The following is a 15,430-nucleotide window of genomic DNA, read 5'->3' as shown; positions in this document are numbered from 1 at the left end:
CGATTGCAAGCCTGACCGCCTGACGTTACCCGCCAAGGCGATGCAGCCGATTGCGAACACCACCAGGCGAGAGAGCGATCCGATCGGCTGGATGCTGCTGATCACGCTGGTCTTTGCCGCGTTGGCCCTCTGGGGCTTTGCCGAAGTGGCGATTCCGATCTTCGATGAAACCCATTACCTGCCCGCTGCAAGAGCGTGGGTGGCAGGCGAAATCCTGCTGAACCCCGAACACCCCGTACTGGGCAAGCAGCTGATCGCGACATCGATCCACCTGCTTGGTGACAAGCCCATGGGGTGGCGCGCGGGTTCGGTGCTGTTCGGGATGCTGACGCTGTTCGCGATGATGCGGATGACGTGGCTCGCCAGCGGCTCGCGCTTTGCCTCATTGGCCGCGGGCGTGCTGGTGGCTTCGAACTTCCTGCTGCTGGTCCAGTCGCGGGTGGCGATGCTCGACATCTACATGCTGGGATTCCTGATGCTGGGCTGCTGGTCGCTGGTCGCGGCGGGCACGGGCAAGGCTGTGCGCCCGCGGGTGATACTGGCGGGCATCTTGTTTGGGCTCTCGCTGGCGGTGAAGTGGAATGCTGCACCGGTCATCGCCTTTGCGGGTGCCTGCATCTTCCTCGGCAACATGCGCGCCTTGGCGTTCAAGGATGCACGTCGGCCCTTGGGCGACATGACGATATATGAGGCGTTCGTCTGGCTCGCGCTGCTGCCAGTGGCGGTCTATCTGGCGAGCTACACGACGATCTGGCTGCTCGATAATCCGAACCCGCGTTTCCACGGGCCGGTGTCGTGGCAAGGATACATGCTCGACCTGCAGGAGAGCGTGAAGAAGGACCATCCCTACATGTCGCGCTGGTGGCAGTGGGTGATCGATTGGCGGCCGATCTGGTACTTCTACGAAGAGTACGAAGGCGACTGGCGCGGGATGCTGTTCCTCGGCAATCCGATCACGATGCTGACGGGCCTCTTGGGCCTTGTCGGGTGCCTCTGGCTGGGGCTGGTGCGTGGCCGGATGGACTGCCTGATGGCGGCGGGTGCATGGGCCGCGGCACTGGCGCTCTGGATCGTCGCGCCAAAGCCGGTGCAGTTCTACTACCACTACCTGATCAGCGCGCAGTTCCTGATGGTGGCGCTGGCACTGGCGCTCGACCACTGGGTCTGGCGCAATCCGCCGTGGCGTTTGCACCGGCGACTGGCACCGGCCTTTATCGGAGCCAGCGTGCTGCTGTTCGTCTACTTTCTTCCGATCCTGACGACCCAGCCGCTGGCCAAGAAGACCAGTTTTGCCGACTATGCATGGTTCCAGAACTGGCGCTGATCGGAACCCGAAGGCGCTTTGGCGATTGTTTCGGTGAGATGACGGACAGCCCGGAACCAGATCGCAACACTGAGCAAAGCAAGGACGAGCTGCGCCACGCGCTCGCCAATTCGCAGCAGGAGAAGCTCGCGCTGCAGAACGTGCTGGCGCGTGCGGCGGACCAGATCGATCAGCTTATCGAAAGCGATTGCCAGGACATGGAAAAGGGCAAGGCTTCGCGGACCGCAGAACGGCTGCGCAAGATTTCCGAGGTCTAGAACCGGCCCCAGACGAAGCGGCTGGACAGGGCGTAGTTCCATACAGACCCGATAACGATACCCGCAATCGCGGCCAGCACCCAGTGTGCCCCGCGGCTGACAAGCGCCTCTGCCACGCCGACATTCGCGAAAGCCCCGATCGAACAAGTCAGCGCGAATTTCAGCCAGCCCACGATCAGACCGCCCAGCGAATGGATGCGCTTGTCGGCATAAGTCAGTTCGTTGTTGAGGATGAAGTTGAACGTCATCGCCGCGATCACCGCGCCGATCTGACCGTAAAGAAACCCCGTCCCGAACATCTTGTAAAGCAGCCACAGCACGGCAAGGTGCACCACCACGCCCAGCGCGCCGATCGTGCCGAAGAGGGCAAAGCGCGTCGGGATGAAGCGGCCCAGCGTCTTGTCGTAGAGACCGACGAGGAACTCGAACGCGATGGCCTGGTCCAGCTTGGATTCTCCTGCTGCCCGCGCCGCGAACGACAGCGGGAATTCCTTGACCGTCAACTTGCGCTCCGACGTCGAGAGGATGTCGAGCAGGATCTTGAACCCGATCCCCGACAAACGCGGCGCAACATCGCGCAGCGTTCGTGCGGGCATCATGAAATAGCCGCTCATCGGATCGGACAGTTCGACACCGGTCAGCTTGCGCGCGATGCGGTTGGCAAGTTCGGACTGTTTTTCGCGGTCGGGGCGGTTCCATTCGGCCATGCTGGCCCCCGGCGCGAAACGGCTGGCGACACAGACGTCCGCCTCCCCGCTTTCCAGCGCCTGCACCATCAGCGGCAGTAGCGCGGGGTCATGCTGATGATCAGCGTCCATCACCGCAACATAGGGCGCAGCGGTCGCCATCATCCCCTCGATCGCAGCGCTGGCAAGGCCGCGCCTGCCGATGCGCTGGATCACGCGGACGCGGTGGTCTGCGCGTGATAGAGTCCGCGCTTCTTCCGCCGTGCCATCCTGCGAATTGTCGTCGACGAAGATCGCCTCCCACCCCCCGATGCCCAGCGCACTGTCGAGCGAGGCCGCCATGCGCTTTACCAGCGAGGCGAGGTTGTCACGTTCGTTGAATGTCGGAAGAATAACGGCGAGTTTCAGCATCTTTGCACTCAATCGCCGCAAATGCGCGCCTCGTCCAGCCGGACGTCAAAGCAGCACGTTGGCGAAACGCCCTCCCCTTGCGCGCAGCCAGCGCGTCGTCGACGGCATCCACAAGAGGACGAGCGTCGCCGTTCCCATGAACATGATCAGCGCAAAGCGCAGGTAGGCCATATCGCTACCGGCGAACCGCGAAAACTGGAACATCGCGCCCATCGGAACGAAGATCAGGAAACCGATGCATCCTGCCGAAAGCAGAAGCCACGAAAGCGCCCAGCCCAGCCGCGTCACAGTCAAAACGACGAGCGCAACGAGCGTGAAGTTGACCGCAGGATAGAGCCACATGTCCGCAGACGACATCCAAACCGCCAGCGGAATCCCGATCAGATAGACCATCTCAAGCCCGCACAGGGTGCAAGGCCGCTTGTCTGTCGCGTCCGTATCAGACGCACCGAATCCAAATTTCATGAGGCCCCCCAGCCAGATGAATTTTCGCAATGTTATCAGAGGCGCGTTAAGATTGCGTCACCGATTTCGGCGCAATTCGAATCCCCGCCCAGATCGCCGCCACGGATACCATCGGCCAGCGTCTTGGCAACCGCGTTCTCCACACGTGCGGCCAGTTCTTCCTGGCCGAGCGAGTGGCGCAGCAGTTCGGCAAGGCTGAGGACGGTTGCCATCGGATTGGCGATGCCCTTGCCCGCGATGTCGGGCGCGCTGCCGTGGATCGGTTCGTAAAGGCCGAACGTGCCGTACTCGGTCTTGCGATCGCCCAGCGAGGCACTGGCCAAGAGGCCGATCGAACCGACGCACATCGAGGCCTGGTCCGACAGGATGTCGCCGAACAGGTTGCCGGTGACGACGACGTCGAACTGGCCCGGGTTCTTCACCAGCTGCATCGCCGCGTTGTCGACATACATGTGGCTCAGTTCCACGTCGGGGAAGTCGGCGTGGGTTTCGATCACCACGTCGCGCCACAGCTGGCTGGTTTCCAGCACGTTGGCCTTGTCGACACTGCACAGGCGGCCGCGGCGCTTCTGCGCGGCTTCGAAACCGGCGACGGCGATGCGGCGCACTTCGGCTTCGTCATAGGACATGATGTCATAGCCCTGGCGCAGGCCCGCGTCGGTCTTGCGCATGCCCTTTTCGCCGAAATAGACGTCGCCGTTCAACTCGCGCACGATCAAGAGGTCGATGGCGCCCGCGATCTCGGGCTTCAGCGCGCTGGTATGCTCCAGCCCCTCGAACACCTTGGCGGGGCGCAAGTTGGCGAACAGGTTCAATTCGCGGCGCAGGCCGAGGATCGCCTGTTCGGGGCGCAGATGGCGTTCGAGGTGATCGCAGTCGAAATCGCCGACCGCGCCGAACAGGATCGCATCGGCCTCACGCGCGGCGACCAGCGTTTCTTCCGGCAGCGGGTGGCCGTGGCGCTTGTAGGCAACGCCGCCGACATCGCCTTCGAGCAGCGAGACCTGAAGCGGCAGGGCATCGAGCACGCGCAGCGCCTGTGCCGTGACTTCGGGGCCGATACCGTCGCCGGGGAAAACCGCGATCTTCATGTGCTGTGCCTTTCGGTGCTCTTTGGGTCGATGCTCTGGGGCAGCAGGCTCAGCCGCCGGAGATCCGGGCAAGCCGCTGCATCATGACTTCGCGCGCGCCCATAACATTCGTGCGGCGATCTGCAAGCAGCCTGCGGGATAATTGCCGCCCGCTGCCGTCCAGAAGGGCAAGAATTTCGTCCCAGTCCTCTGCCACCGGAGGTATCTCGCCCCCGCCGAACCCCAGTTCGCGCAAGGTCAGCACCTCGTACTTCGCCATGGCCAGCGCCCACATCCGCGCCGAGGGCGCATTGCAGATTGCCTCCAGCAGCCCCGAAAGCGCATCGTGGAGCGCAGGATAGGTATTGTGTTCGGGCAGGACCGAGGCTGCCAGCGTCGTCGCCCAGCCGATCGCGGCGGCGGGCAAAGGCTCGGTCAGCCAGGGCCCGCGGCTGGTGACGAGTTCGAGTTTAAGGAACGGCAACTGGCTGGCCGAGCGTGCGCGAAGGTCCGCCTCGACCACGTTGCCGGGGATCAGCACGGGCCGCATCCGCCTGCCCCGCCCGCCCGCGACATAGCCCGCCAGCATCCCGAATTCGCGCGTAAACACCCGAGCAATGGCCGCAGTCTCTCCGTGGGCGCGGCTGGCGCAGACAATGGCGGGGGCGCGGATTTCCATGGGTAATGGATGTGGCGGGCATAAGCGCGGCTGGCAAGCGCGCAGACGTTTGACCTTTTAGGGGCCTCTCGCCTAACCTGCTGTCATGAAGAAGCTTTTCTTGGGGGCCGGGCTTCTTTCCCTGGCCGTGTCGCATCCAGCCTTTGGCGAAGACCAGCCGCTTCCGCTGCTCCCTTCGACCCCGTGGGTCATGGATTATGCCGAGGATAGCTGCAAACTGCGCCGCGCCTTCCGTAGCGAGGAGGACGATGGCGAAGGCAAGCCCTATATGCTGGAGTTCCAGCAGTACGGTCCTTCTGACAGTTTCGATGTCATGGTCTACGGCAAGGGGTTAAAGCAAAGGCAGGGCCGTGACTTAACAATACGCTGGAGCGAAGATGGGCCCGATCGGGAGGAGAAGGCAAAGTCTCTTATTGAAGTAGACGATCACGATGGGGTCATCTTCAGCCACACGTTTCTGGACCCGGAAATAAAGACAGAAGAAACGCCGCCGCTTGTCGTTGTAGGACTGTTGCAAGACGCCGAGGCGAAGGCCGATGGCCTGTACCTGCTGAAGGGCCTGCGATCGGACGTCATTTTCAAGACCGGTAACTTGCGTCCAGCCTTCGACGCCATGCGAAAGTGCACTGACGAACTGATGCGACACTGGGGCATAGACGTTGCGGCCTACAAGGCACGTATCAGCAGCCCAAAGCCGATCGATTACAAGAAATGGGTTCGGCGTTTCGTGAGCCTATTTCCGCAAGAAAGAGCCGCTCGTTATAGCAGGTTCCATAACAGCATACGCCTCGACATCGACGAAACCGGCGCAGTCACGGCCTGCCACACACTTTTCAGAATGGAACCTGAAAATGTGATGAAGGAGTCGTGCGACCTGATCAAGAAGGTCGCCAAGTTCGAACCCGCGATTGGCCGCGACGGATCGCCCATCAAAGGAATCTGGCAGACCGACATCGTTTATGTTCAAGAGTAGAAACAGGCAGTTTAGATCGACATCTGACAAGCCGTTTCTAACAGTAAGGAACCAAAATCAATGAAATCCAAAGCGCTTGCAACCGCGCTCGGCATGGTCGCGACGGGCATGGCCTCGAGCGCGTCGGCAGAACAGCTAAAGCTCGAAAAATCGTCAGCCTGGGTCATGGATTACGCCGACAGCAGCTGCAGGCTTTGGGCCACGTTCGGCGAGGGCGAACAGAAATCTACGCTCGAATTCGCGGCGCCATCTGGAAGAAAGGCGGGCTTTGACGTGCTGGTCTATCCAAGCAAACTCGACACCAAGGGATTGAAGTTCCGTTGGTCGGAGATGGCTGAGGCCCAGGAAGCGGGTAAGGTCACACCTATCAAGTTCGAAGCAGGAACCGGTCTGATGTTCGAAGCCGGGCTTGGTCACAATGTTGCAGGGTTGACCGATAATCCTTCGGATGAAGACTATCGGAACGAGGCAGAGCGTATGACAACCGAAGCCGGTGTCGAGGGGTTGTTTCTCACGGATGAAACCGGTGCGGACCTCGCTTACATGACCGGGAGTTTGAAAGCACCTTTCAACGCGCTCCGGACATGTCTCGACAATCTGATATCCGAGATGGGGGTCGACCCCGTCACGCTGCGTAACCGCTCTCGCCCTGTTGAATTGCTCAACTACAACGAGAATGAGGTACTCATCGATTATCCTTCAACAGCAATCATTAACGCCGAACAGGGCGACGTAACGTTCATACTCATCGTCGACGAAAAAGGAAAACCTGCCGAATGCCGAGTCACACAGAACCTTGCGTCGAAAAGCCTGGCCGACTTCACTTGCAGGAACTGGCGGCGGTACGCCAAGTTCACCCCGGCGCTTGACGCCGACGAAAATCCGATAACCGGCATCTTTCTTGGGACAGCACACTATCGACTTCATTGAGGCCGTAGTCTCAGCCCTCGGGCGCGTCCTTCTTGGCCGGGGTCTTGCGGGCGGCGGCCTTCTTGGAGGCGGCGCGCAGGACTTCGGCTTCGAGCGTGGCGATACGCTCGGCCAGCTTGTCGTTCTCTTCCCGCGCCTTCACGGCCATTTCCTTCACCACCTCGAATTCCTCGCGGCTGACGAAGTCCATGCCGCCCAGCGCTTCCTTGAAGCGTTCGCGGGCAGCTTCGGCCGATTCCTGCGCCATGCCGGCAAAAGTACCAGCGGCTGCGGTGAACATGCGGGTGATGTCCGAGATACGGGGATTGTCGCTCTGCATGGTTCCTATGTGGCCCCGATAACCGATCAGTTCAACTGCCAGAATCGCAGGTTCAGCACCGCGGCAAAGCAGATCCACGCAAGGTAGGGGACAAGCAGCAGCATCGCTGTACGGCTGACCCGCGCGAAATAGGCCATCGTCGCCAGTACAAGCACGATCAGCAGCACGATCCAGAAGAAGGCAAAGGCGATGAGGTGGGCGCTGAAGAAGATCGGCGACCACAGCACGTTCACCACCAGCTGCACCGCGAAGATCGTCACGGCAAACCGCTTGAACGGCGTGGGCGGCGCGGCCAGCACGAAGGCGAGCGAGAAGCCCATGAGGACGTAGAGGATCGTCCAGACCACGCCGAACAGGTAGGACGGCGGGTAGATGTCTGGCTTTACCAGCGAACTGAACCATTCCCCGTCCCCGCCAGAGCCCGAGGCCCAGCCGGACAGGAGGCCCAGTACGACGACGACGGGAACGGTCAGGATGGCCCATTTGAGGACCGAACGGGAGGTATCAGGGGATGCGATCTTGGTGTCCATGCCACCTGAACGCGCGAGGGGTCAGCCGCGTTCCGCCCAGACGAGGAACTCGACATTGCCTTCGGGCCCTGTGATCGGGCTGGTCGTCAGGCCCTTCACGGTCCACCCGATCGATTCCAGCCAGTCGGTGACTTCATCGCAGACCCGTTCGTGCAGCGCCGGATCACGCACGACGCCGCCCTTGCCGACTTCGTTTCGACCCACCTCGAATTGCGGCTTGATAAGGGCGACAAGCGTTGCGTTCGGCGCGGCGAGCGCGAGCGGCACTTCGAGGACTTTGGCAAGTCCGATGAAGCTGGCGTCGCAGACGACCCAGTTGCAGGGGCGGTCGATGTGTTCGGGGGTCAGGATACGGGCGCTGGTCTGTTCGAGCACGGTCACACGCTCATCCTGACGCAGTTTCCACGCCAGCTGGTTCGTACCCGAATCGACGGCGAAAACGTGTTCTGCGCCCTTTTGCAGCAGGACATCGGTGAACCCGCCGGTCGAACTGCCGATATCCATCGCGGTCGCGCCCTTGGGGTCGAGGCCGAATTCGTCGATAGCATGGGCCAGCTTGATGCCGCCACGGCTGACCCAGGGATGATCGCGCCCGCGCACTTCGAGCGGCGCGTCCTCGGGGAGCTGCTGCCCCGCCTTCGCCAACTTGGTCTCGCCGGTGAAGACCGTGCCCGCCATGATCAGCGCCTGCGCGCGGCTTCGGCTTTCGACGAGGCCGCGTTCGACCAGCATCTGGTCCACGCGCTGCTTTTTCGGCTTGCTGGCAGGTGGCTTGATCATCGGACGGGCGAAAAGGAAAACCGGTTTGGCGTCAAGGGGCTTGAGTGCGAGGCCAGCCCTTCGCATAACGCGCGCATGACGCCAAGCGACGACGTGCCCGCCCTTTCCGAAACCCAGCGCAATACCATTGCCCGCAAGGCGATGCGCCGCACGTGGCTGCTGATGGGCTCTGCCGTCGCGGCGACGGGGCTTGGCCTTGCCTCCTGTGTGCCGCCCGCGCCTGAGCCTGTCTCGGCCCCGCCGCCGGCCCCTGCCCCTGCCCCTGCTCCCGCGCCGACACCGACGCCTACTCCGCCGCCGGTTTCAGAAGCACCCTCGGGCTGGCTCGACGCGCCGCTTACCGCTGGCGACTGGCAATATGTCAGCAGCGGCACCGCGACCCGCGCCGTTTTCGGCGAAGCGAATGGCGATGCGAAATTCATTCTCGCCTGCGAACCGGCGAACCGCCAGGTGAAGTTGTGGCGCGCGGGCACCGGTCCGGGCGCGACATCGATGCACATCACTTCGACCGAAGCGGACCGCACTTTGCCCGCAGGCGCAGTGACAACTCCGTCGGCCTACACCGTCGCGACGCTGCAGCCCTACGACCCGATTCTCGACGCTATGATCTTCAGCCGTGGCCGTGTCGCGGTGCAGGTTCCGGGCTTGTCTGCGCTCTATCTGCCAAGCTGGCCGGAGATCGCCCGCGTGGTCGAGGATTGCCGCTAAAATTCGGGTACCCCAACACGACTGTGGATAGTTGTGCACCGCCCACCGCGGCGGGCCTGAACAACGGTCTGATGGAGGACTTCGGGGGCTGTAAGCACGAGCCGGTCGGCGCGGACAAACCCTGTTTTTTCATAGGTTTGCCGCAAGGCCAATTCCCGAAGTCATCGATTATGACAGTGAATAAGTTTCACGCAAGACTTGTTGTGCAGCGCCAAAAAAGTAGTCTCTCGAATCAAGGACGGAGCGGAACGGCGATAGCCAGGCGCAAGGCCTCAGATCGCTCGGATACACCGCCCGACCCCGCCGCTCGCAGGCTAACTTGGGGGCTTGCGGCACGCGGCTAAATCTTGGCCCCGGCGCGAAAGGAGGTGATCCGATGTCTCATGGTTCAGCAGAGAGGTCGGTGAAGTCCACTACGAGGCATTATCGTTAATCCGCCCCGCTTTTGGGGTGTGAAACGATAGAGGTTTCGTCAGGGCGGCACTTCCGGCCGCTGACCATGCGAAAGCCCGTAGCGGGATTGCCCTGCTACGGGCTTTCTCATTATTTCGCCGGTTATTCCCGCTACCTCGCCAAAAGACCGGTTTTTCCTGCGCAATTGTAATTTATGCCGCGCTGCGTCATCAACGCGCCGAAACGAGGCGCGGCTGTGCATGCGCAGACACGCAAAGAGACACGAGGAGCGACCTGAATGTCCGAAACCAAGACCCTGTCCGATACCGTCACGTTGAGCGTCGAGAACGCCATTGCCGTCGTTCTGATCGACAATCCGCCGGTCAACGCACTGGGCTTGTCGGTCCGCGAAGGTCTGGCCGCCGCGATCGCGGAGATCGAAAGCGACACGGGCATCAAGGCCGCGATCATTTCGGCCAAGGGTCGCACCTTCCCCGCCGGCGCCGACATCGCCGAATTCGACATCGGCATGCGCGAACCCTGGCTTCCCGGCGTCGTCGACAAGATCGAGGCCTGTTCCAAGCCGGTTGTCGCCGCGATCTTTGGCACCGCGCTTGGCGGCGGGCTCGAAGTCGCGCTGGGCTGTCACTACCGCGTCGCTGCTGCCTCGGCAAAGATGGGCCTGCCCGAAGTGACGCTTGGCCTGCTGCCCGGCGCGGGCGGTACGCAGCGTCTGCCCCGCCTTGTCGGCGCGGAAGCCGCGCTGCAGATGATGGTCACGGGCAAACCGGTGAAGGCTGCGCTCGCTGAAAAGATGGGCCTCGTTGACAAGGTCGTCGCCGACGACGCGCTGATGGCAGAGGCGACTGCCATGGCCACCGCCATGATGGCCAAGGACGGCCCGCTGCCGCGCGTGTCGGAAAAGACCGACATGGTGGAAAAGGACCGCGCCGACGCAGACCTGTTCGACCGGTTCAAGGCCGAGCATGGCCGCCTGTTCCGCGGCGTGATCGCGCCTGACGAGATCCTCGATTCGGTAAAGGCCGCCGTGAACCTGCCCTTCCGCGAGGGCATGGCGGTCGAATCTGCGAACTTCGACAAGCTGTTCACCTCCGACCAGTCGCGCGCGCTGCGCCACGTCTTCTTCGCCATGCGCGAAACATCGAAGGTGCCGGGCATTCCCAAGGACACTCCGCTGATCGACGTGAAGAGCGTTGGCGTTATTGGCGCCGGCACGATGGGCGGCGGCATTGCGATGAACTTTGCCAACATCGGCATTCCGGTGACCATCGTCGAGGTGAAGCAGGAAGCACTGGACCGCGGGCTTGGCGTCATTCGCAAGAACTATGAGAACACGGCCAAGAAAGGCCGCCTGACCGACGAGGACGTCGAGACCCGCATGGGCCTTCTGACCGGTTCACTCGACATGGAATCGCTGGCCGATGTCGACCTCGTGATCGAGGCTGTGTTCGAATCGATGGAGATCAAGGAGAAGGTGTTCAGCCGCCTTGAAACCATCTGCAAGCCGGGCGCGATCCTGGCGTCGAACACCAGCTTCCTCGACATCAACCACATCGCGACCTTCACCAGCCGCCCCGAAATGGTGCTGGGCCTGCACTTCTTCTCGCCCGCCAACGTCATGCCGCTTCTGGAAGTGGTGCGCGGGGACAAGAGCAGCGACAGCGTGATCGCCACCGGCATGAAGCTGGCGGGCAAGATCGGCAAGACGCCGGTCCTGGCAGGCGTGTGCGACGGCTTCATCGCCAACCGCCTGATGCTGCCCTACATGGTCGCCAGCCAGGAAATGCTGCTGGCCGGAACGCCGATGCAGGTGATAGATTCGGCGATGCGCGACTATGGCTTTGCCATGGGCCCGATCGCCCTGCTCGACCTCATCGGTCTCGACGTCATCACTTTCCCCGGCGACATGACGCTGACCGGCGAACTGGTGGCGATCGAACGGCGCGGCCAGAAGCTGAACGGCGGTTTCTACGATTATGACGAAAAGCGCCGCGGCACCCCTGCGCCCGCCGCGCATGACATCATCGAGAAGGTGCGCAAGCATCGCGGCATTGCAGGCGATGTCGAACTGACGCCGGAACAGGTCGTCGCCGGCCTGCTCTACCCCGTGATCAACGAAGGCGCGAAGATCCTCGATGAAGGCATCGCGCTGCGGGCGGGCGACATCGATGTGGCCGCGATCCTCGGCTACAACTGGCCCAGCTATCAGGGCGGTCCGATGTGCTGGGCCGACATCCACGGCCTCGACAAGATCGTTGCCGGGCTGGAGCAGATGGGCATCGAACCGGCGACTTCGCTGAAGAAGCTGGCAGCAGAGGGCGGCTCCTTCACTTGAAGCGAACCAACCACCTCTAACGGCAAACGCCCGACCGCACGGGAGCGGTCGGGCGCAGGCGATTGACTGCTTGGGAACTGCTGGGTCGTGGGCAGTCAGCCGCCCTTTGCCGTCTTCTGCTTCTCGGCCAGGGTGGCGATCTGCTTGGAAAGCTGGGCCTTGGCACCGGCGTAGCAGTTTCGTGCTTCGCGGCTGCGGATACGGGTGCCGGTCTGGATCTCGTCCATGCCGCACACGGCACGGGCGGCGTCGTCGAGGCGATCCTCAAGCTGGGCCTGACCGGCGGCGGTCGAAAGGTCGAGATCCTTGTACTTCACTTCGACCGAACCGGCGAAGGCCGGAGCGGCGGTGGCAAGGGCGGCAGTGGCGGCGATGGCTGCGATGATCTTCATGGTTCTAGTCCTCCTCGAAATGACGAGGACCTTGTGCCGCGCATCGCCGCGTCGCGCATTCGGTGTTCTATAGCCGCAACACAGTTGCCGACGAACGACTCCGCTTGCCGACGAACGACATATCGGGCCCGACGAACGGCAAGACCGCCGTTCGCCTGTCTAATGAACGACTTAGCTGTGGGCTTGCGCGAACGCAGCCGCCGCGCCGAACAGTCCCGGCTGTGGGTGCGTGATCAGCCTGACGGGGATCGTTTCCATCAGCGACTTGAACCTGCCCTTGTATACAAAGCGGTCGGCAAAGCCCGATGCGCGGATCTGGTCGCGCAGGCGCAGGCCAAGCCCGCCTGCGATCACCACCGCGTTCGAACCATGCGCCAGCGCAAGGTCACCGGCCGCCGCGCCAAGGATCATGCAGAACCGCTCCATCGCCTTGACCGCGACCGGATCGGTGCCGGTGATCGCCGAGAGCCAGAGCTCGCGGTCGTCTCCCGACGGCATGGGCAGACCTTCGATCCGCGCGATGGCTTCGGCGAGATAGAGGATGGCAGGGCCCGAACACATGCGTTCGACCGAAACGCGCGGCAGCGATTCACGCACGACAGCGAGGATCTTCTCCTCGACGCGGTCTTCGGGTGCGAAGCCGATGTGGCCGCCCTCTGTCGGCTGGACGCGATAGGACCCATCAGGACGGCGCACCAGCGCGGCAACGCCAAGACCGGTGCCGGGCCCGGTGATCGTCGTCGTGCCAAACTCGGGGATGTCCTCTGGTCCCGACAGGTGCAGGAAATGCTCCTCGCCCGCCGCGGCGACCGCATGGCCGACCGCTTCGAAATCGTTGATCAGACAATGGGCATCGACGCCGAGCTCCGCGCCGATGGCGGCAGGGCGGATTACCCAGTGCGAGTTGGTGAAGCGGATCTCGTTCGCGTTGACCGGCCCTGCAACGGCAATCGCGGCGGCGCGCGGCAGGCCTTCGGGATGGGCATCTGCAAACCGCTGCCACGCAGCGGCGAGGCCGTCGACCGATCCTGTCGCGAAGGTCGTCGGTTCGCCCACCGAGACGACTTTCCCGTCCGCCACTTCGGCCAGGGCGAAGCGAGCGTTGGTCCCTCCCACGTCGATAGTGACGAGGCTTTTCGTTTTTTCTTTTGCCATGAAACGAACGGCTAACCTCTCGCCCCTCGTTTAACAAGCAGTTGCAAGGGACCGGTGAAAACTGCACCCCTGCGCCCATGAAAATCGACCTCTCGGGCCGCACGGCCATCATCACCGGCGCATCCAGCGGGATCGGCGCGCACTTCGCCCTCACCCTTGCCGAACACGGCGCGGACGTCGCGCTCTGCGCGCGGCGGGTGGACCGGCTTGAGGCCCTCCGCGACGAATTGCGCGGGCGCGGCGTGAAGGCAGAGGCGGTCGCGCTCGACGTTGCCGATGGCGCATCGTGCAAGGATGTCGTCGCCTCGATCGCCGGAACGCTCGGCACGCCGACGATCCTGCTCAACAACGCAGGGATCGACGGCGCGCGCATGGCGATCAAGCAGGAGCTTGCCGAGTTCGAGAAAGTCATCGCGGTAAACCTCACCGGCGTCTTCGCGATGGCGCAGGCCTGTGCGCAGGCGATGAAGGCGGACGGCATCGGCGGATCGATCGTCAACACCGCCTCGATCCTCGGTTTCCGGCAGGGCCCGACGCTGTCGGCCTATGCGGCGAGCAAGGCGGCGGTGGTGCAGCTGACCAAGCAACTCGCGCTCGAATGGGCGCGCTACGGCATCCGCGTGAACGCACTGGCCCCCGGATACTTCCCGACCGAGATTACCGAAGGGTTGCTCGAAAGCCCGCTGGGTCAGGACATGCTGAACCGCATCCCGATGCAGCGCTTCGGCAACCTGCCCGACCTCGACGGGCCGATGCTGCTGCTCGCCTCCGACCTCGGGGCCTACATGACCGGTGCCGTCATCCCCGTGGACGGCGGGCACCTGGTGTCCTCGCTTTAACGCGGGAGCAGGTACGCGCCCTGCGGCACGGGGTCGTCGAAACGCTTCACCGTGTCGCGTAGTGCCTCTTCCACGAGGTGTTCGACCAGTTCGGGGAACAGCTTGGGTTCTTCGGCGGCTTCCCACAGGAAGAAGCCGTAGGATCCGGGGATGGCGTTGATCTCGTTGAACCAGATCTCGCCCGTCGCCTTGTTCGACATGAAGTCGATGCGTGGCGCGCCGCGATGGCCCAGCGTCATGAAGGCGCGGCGGGCATAGTCGTGGATCGTCGCCTTGAACTCGGCCGGAAGGTCGGGATTGATGTCGCGGGTGAGCGAGAGCATCCCCTCACTCGGAAGGAATGCGCCCTTGGTGCCGCCGCCCGATGACAGGTACTTTTCCTTGAAGTCGAGCAGTTCGGCGCCCGACTTGGGCCGCTCGATGGCGGAGAACTTCACTTCCTGGGCCGCCTCGTCCCACCGCATCGCGATGTTGTATTCGACAAGGTTCTGCACTTGTGGCTCGATGATCGCGAGATTGTCCTGCGCCAGAACATAGGCGACCAGCGCGGGTAGTTCCGCCGCGGTCTTGGCGAGGCCCACCCCGATGGAGGAGCCGAGGTTCGCCGGCTTCACGATGGTGGGAAAACCGAACTTCGCCTCGACCTCGGCGATCAGCGCCTTCGTATCGGCCAGCTTCGAGCGGTTGGCAGTCACGTGGTCGAGCACGTTGACGCCCGCCAGCCGCACCAGCGCCTTGGTCGCGTCCTTGCGCATGGCCATCGCGCTCGACCCAGCGGCGAAACCCGTAACGGGGATGCCCAGCAGCTCGAAATGGCCCTGCAGCCGCCCGTCTTCTCCGAACGGCCCATGAAAAACCGGCAAGACGCAGTCGATCGGCGTTTCCTTCAGGCTCTTGCGCTCGCGCATCACCGGCCCGCGTTCGGACCACGAGAAGATGACTTCGGGCGCGCCCGACGGCTTGGGCCGGAAGCGGCGGATGTCGCGCAGGAAGGGGGCAGAGAAGAACCGGTTCTCGAAGTCGGTATAGACGGGCACGACCTCGATCCCGCGCACGTCGGCTGCGTCCATCAACTGGTGCGCAGACACGACAGAGACGTCATGCTCCTGGCTTGCGCCGCCAAACAGAACTGCAACCCGTTTTTTATCGGCCATCAAGCCACT

The 15,430-nt window shown here is 62.9% G+C and carries 17 protein-coding genes; 7 read left to right on the top strand and 10 right to left on the bottom strand.

Annotated elements, in window-relative coordinates; translation table 11 throughout:
• The first annotated feature begins 40 nt into the window (after nucleotides 1-40).
• Nucleotides 41-1,324 (top strand): phospholipid carrier-dependent glycosyltransferase, encoded by a 1,284-nt coding sequence (locus tag KIH45_RS00985; protein ID WP_213174151.1) that lies wholly within the window; start codon nucleotides 41-43, stop codon nucleotides 1,322-1,324.
• The gene (locus tag KIH45_RS00980; protein WP_213174150.1) at nucleotides 1,303-1,581 is read left to right on the top strand and encodes a hypothetical protein; all 279 of its coding nucleotides are present in this window, start codon (nucleotides 1,303-1,305) and stop codon (nucleotides 1,579-1,581) included. The genes KIH45_RS00985 and KIH45_RS00980 overlap by 22 nt, the downstream gene beginning before the upstream one ends.
• Here the strand turns inward: KIH45_RS00980 and KIH45_RS00975 are convergent.
• The 4 genes from KIH45_RS00975 to recO are packed head-to-tail and all read right to left on the bottom strand — an operon-like array spanning nucleotide 1,578 to nucleotide 4,892.
• Nucleotides 1,578-2,678 carry a glycosyltransferase gene (locus tag KIH45_RS00975; protein ID WP_213174149.1) on the bottom strand — a complete coding sequence of 367 codons (1,101 nt, stop codon included), beginning with the start codon at nucleotides 2,676-2,678 and terminating at the stop codon, nucleotides 1,578-1,580. The two genes, KIH45_RS00980 and KIH45_RS00975, sit on opposite strands and share 4 nt — an antisense overlap.
• Before the next feature lie 45 nt (nucleotides 2,679-2,723).
• Complete coding sequence (locus tag KIH45_RS00970; protein ID WP_213174148.1) at nucleotides 2,724-3,143, bottom strand: hypothetical protein; 420 nt, start codon at nucleotides 3,141-3,143, stop codon at nucleotides 2,724-2,726.
• A gap of 35 nt (nucleotides 3,144-3,178) precedes the next feature.
• Nucleotides 3,179-4,234 carry a 3-isopropylmalate dehydrogenase gene (leuB, locus tag KIH45_RS00965; RefSeq protein ID WP_213174147.1) on the bottom strand — a complete coding sequence of 352 codons (1,056 nt, stop codon included), beginning with the start codon at nucleotides 4,232-4,234 and terminating at the stop codon, nucleotides 3,179-3,181.
• A 49-nt stretch (nucleotides 4,235-4,283) separates the two neighbouring features.
• Nucleotides 4,284-4,892, bottom strand: a complete 609-nt coding sequence (gene recO / locus KIH45_RS00960; protein WP_213174146.1) for a DNA repair protein RecO — start codon at nucleotides 4,890-4,892, stop codon at nucleotides 4,284-4,286.
• A gap of 85 nt (nucleotides 4,893-4,977) precedes the next feature.
• Here recO and KIH45_RS00955 point away from each other — a divergent pair, with 85 nt between their 5' ends.
• Nucleotides 4,978-5,865 carry a hypothetical protein gene (locus tag KIH45_RS00955; RefSeq protein ID WP_213174145.1) on the top strand — a complete coding sequence of 296 codons (888 nt, stop codon included), beginning with the start codon at nucleotides 4,978-4,980 and terminating at the stop codon, nucleotides 5,863-5,865.
• 60 nt (nucleotides 5,866-5,925) lie between these two features.
• Nucleotides 5,926-6,795, top strand: coding sequence for an energy transducer TonB (locus tag KIH45_RS00950; RefSeq protein ID WP_213174144.1), 870 nt, complete (start codon nucleotides 5,926-5,928; stop codon nucleotides 6,793-6,795).
• A 10-nt stretch (nucleotides 6,796-6,805) separates the two neighbouring features.
• Here KIH45_RS00950 and KIH45_RS00945 read toward each other — a convergent pair whose 3' ends face one another.
• From KIH45_RS00945 to KIH45_RS00935, 3 genes are read right to left on the bottom strand one after another with little or no spacing between them, the layout of a single operon-like run.
• The gene (locus KIH45_RS00945) at nucleotides 6,806-7,114 is read right to left on the bottom strand and encodes an accessory factor UbiK family protein (RefSeq protein WP_213174143.1); all 309 of its coding nucleotides are present in this window, start codon (nucleotides 7,112-7,114) and stop codon (nucleotides 6,806-6,808) included.
• A 26-nt stretch (nucleotides 7,115-7,140) separates the two neighbouring features.
• Nucleotides 7,141-7,644: a TspO/MBR family protein gene (locus KIH45_RS00940; protein WP_213174142.1), complete on the bottom strand. Its 504-nt coding sequence runs from the start codon at nucleotides 7,642-7,644 to the stop codon at nucleotides 7,141-7,143.
• A gap of 21 nt (nucleotides 7,645-7,665) precedes the next feature.
• The gene (locus KIH45_RS00935) at nucleotides 7,666-8,424 is read right to left on the bottom strand and encodes a TlyA family RNA methyltransferase (protein WP_213174141.1); all 759 of its coding nucleotides are present in this window, start codon (nucleotides 8,422-8,424) and stop codon (nucleotides 7,666-7,668) included.
• Nucleotides 8,425-8,499: 75 nt separating this feature from the next.
• Between KIH45_RS00935 and KIH45_RS00930 the strand changes: the two genes are divergently transcribed.
• Both KIH45_RS00930 and KIH45_RS00925 read left to right on the top strand, forming a co-directional pair.
• Nucleotides 8,500-9,132: a hypothetical protein gene (locus KIH45_RS00930; protein ID WP_213174140.1), complete on the top strand. Its 633-nt coding sequence runs from the start codon at nucleotides 8,500-8,502 to the stop codon at nucleotides 9,130-9,132.
• 691 nt (nucleotides 9,133-9,823) lie between these two features.
• Complete coding sequence (locus KIH45_RS00925; RefSeq protein ID WP_213174139.1) at nucleotides 9,824-11,881, top strand: 3-hydroxyacyl-CoA dehydrogenase NAD-binding domain-containing protein; 2,058 nt, start codon at nucleotides 9,824-9,826, stop codon at nucleotides 11,879-11,881.
• A 95-nt stretch (nucleotides 11,882-11,976) separates the two neighbouring features.
• On the opposite strand, the gene KIH45_RS00920 is transcribed toward KIH45_RS00925, so the two are convergent.
• Nucleotides 11,977-12,273, bottom strand: coding sequence for a UrcA family protein (locus KIH45_RS00920; protein WP_213174138.1), 297 nt, complete (start codon nucleotides 12,271-12,273; stop codon nucleotides 11,977-11,979).
• A gap of 171 nt (nucleotides 12,274-12,444) precedes the next feature.
• On the bottom strand, nucleotides 12,445-13,428 hold the full coding sequence (gene glk, locus KIH45_RS00915) for a glucokinase (protein ID WP_213174137.1): 984 nt from the start codon (nucleotides 13,426-13,428) through the stop codon (nucleotides 12,445-12,447).
• 77 nt (nucleotides 13,429-13,505) lie between these two features.
• Between glk and KIH45_RS00910 the strand changes: the two genes are divergently transcribed.
• The gene (locus tag KIH45_RS00910) at nucleotides 13,506-14,267 is read left to right on the top strand and encodes an SDR family NAD(P)-dependent oxidoreductase (RefSeq protein WP_213174136.1); all 762 of its coding nucleotides are present in this window, start codon (nucleotides 13,506-13,508) and stop codon (nucleotides 14,265-14,267) included.
• On the opposite strand, the gene KIH45_RS00905 is transcribed toward KIH45_RS00910, so the two are convergent.
• On the bottom strand, nucleotides 14,264-15,421 hold the full coding sequence (locus tag KIH45_RS00905; RefSeq protein WP_213174135.1) for a D-alanine--D-alanine ligase: 1,158 nt from the start codon (nucleotides 15,419-15,421) through the stop codon (nucleotides 14,264-14,266). The genes KIH45_RS00910 and KIH45_RS00905 overlap by 4 nt on opposite strands.
• Nucleotides 15,422-15,430: the final 9 nt, after the last annotated feature.

Origin of the sequence: Croceicoccus gelatinilyticus (genome assembly GCF_018398395.1) — a bacterium.
Classification (GTDB): Bacteria; Pseudomonadota; Alphaproteobacteria; order Sphingomonadales; family Sphingomonadaceae; genus Croceicoccus; species Croceicoccus gelatinilyticus.
Note: the sequence above shows the minus strand (reverse complement) of the source record. Positions and strands in the feature narration are given on the sequence as shown.

Bases quoted from the DNA above. Each gene is read 5' to 3' on its own strand.
- KIH45_RS00950 (WP_213174144.1), top strand. From the start codon at position 5,926: ATGAAATCCAAAGCGCTTGCAACCGCGCTCGGCATGGTCGCGACGGGC.
- recO (WP_213174146.1), bottom strand. From the start codon at position 4,892: ATGGAAATCCGCGCCCCCGCCATTGTCTGCGCCAGCCGCGCCCACGGA.
- KIH45_RS00955 (WP_213174145.1), top strand. From the start codon at position 4,978: ATGAAGAAGCTTTTCTTGGGGGCCGGGCTTCTTTCCCTGGCCGTGTCG.
- KIH45_RS00930 (WP_213174140.1), top strand. From the start codon at position 8,500: ATGACGCCAAGCGACGACGTGCCCGCCCTTTCCGAAACCCAGCGCAAT.
- KIH45_RS00920 (WP_213174138.1), bottom strand. From the start codon at position 12,273: ATGAAGATCATCGCAGCCATCGCCGCCACTGCCGCCCTTGCCACCGCC.
- leuB (WP_213174147.1), bottom strand. From the start codon at position 4,234: ATGAAGATCGCGGTTTTCCCCGGCGACGGTATCGGCCCCGAAGTCACG.
- KIH45_RS00925 (WP_213174139.1), top strand. From the start codon at position 9,824: ATGTCCGAAACCAAGACCCTGTCCGATACCGTCACGTTGAGCGTCGAG.
- glk (WP_213174137.1), bottom strand. From the start codon at position 13,428: ATGGCAAAAGAAAAAACGAAAAGCCTCGTCACTATCGACGTGGGAGGG.
- KIH45_RS00940 (WP_213174142.1), bottom strand. From the start codon at position 7,644: ATGGACACCAAGATCGCATCCCCTGATACCTCCCGTTCGGTCCTCAAA.
- KIH45_RS00985 (WP_213174151.1), top strand. From the start codon at position 41: ATGCAGCCGATTGCGAACACCACCAGGCGAGAGAGCGATCCGATCGGC.
- KIH45_RS00970 (WP_213174148.1), bottom strand. From the start codon at position 3,143: ATGAAATTTGGATTCGGTGCGTCTGATACGGACGCGACAGACAAGCGG.
- KIH45_RS00905 (WP_213174135.1), bottom strand. From the start codon at position 15,421: ATGGCCGATAAAAAACGGGTTGCAGTTCTGTTTGGCGGCGCAAGCCAG.
- KIH45_RS00945 (WP_213174143.1), bottom strand. From the start codon at position 7,114: ATGCAGAGCGACAATCCCCGTATCTCGGACATCACCCGCATGTTCACC.
- KIH45_RS00910 (WP_213174136.1), top strand. From the start codon at position 13,506: ATGAAAATCGACCTCTCGGGCCGCACGGCCATCATCACCGGCGCATCC.
- KIH45_RS00980 (WP_213174150.1), top strand. From the start codon at position 1,303: ATGGTTCCAGAACTGGCGCTGATCGGAACCCGAAGGCGCTTTGGCGAT.
- KIH45_RS00975 (WP_213174149.1), bottom strand. From the start codon at position 2,678: ATGCTGAAACTCGCCGTTATTCTTCCGACATTCAACGAACGTGACAAC.
- KIH45_RS00935 (WP_213174141.1), bottom strand. From the start codon at position 8,424: ATGATCAAGCCACCTGCCAGCAAGCCGAAAAAGCAGCGCGTGGACCAG.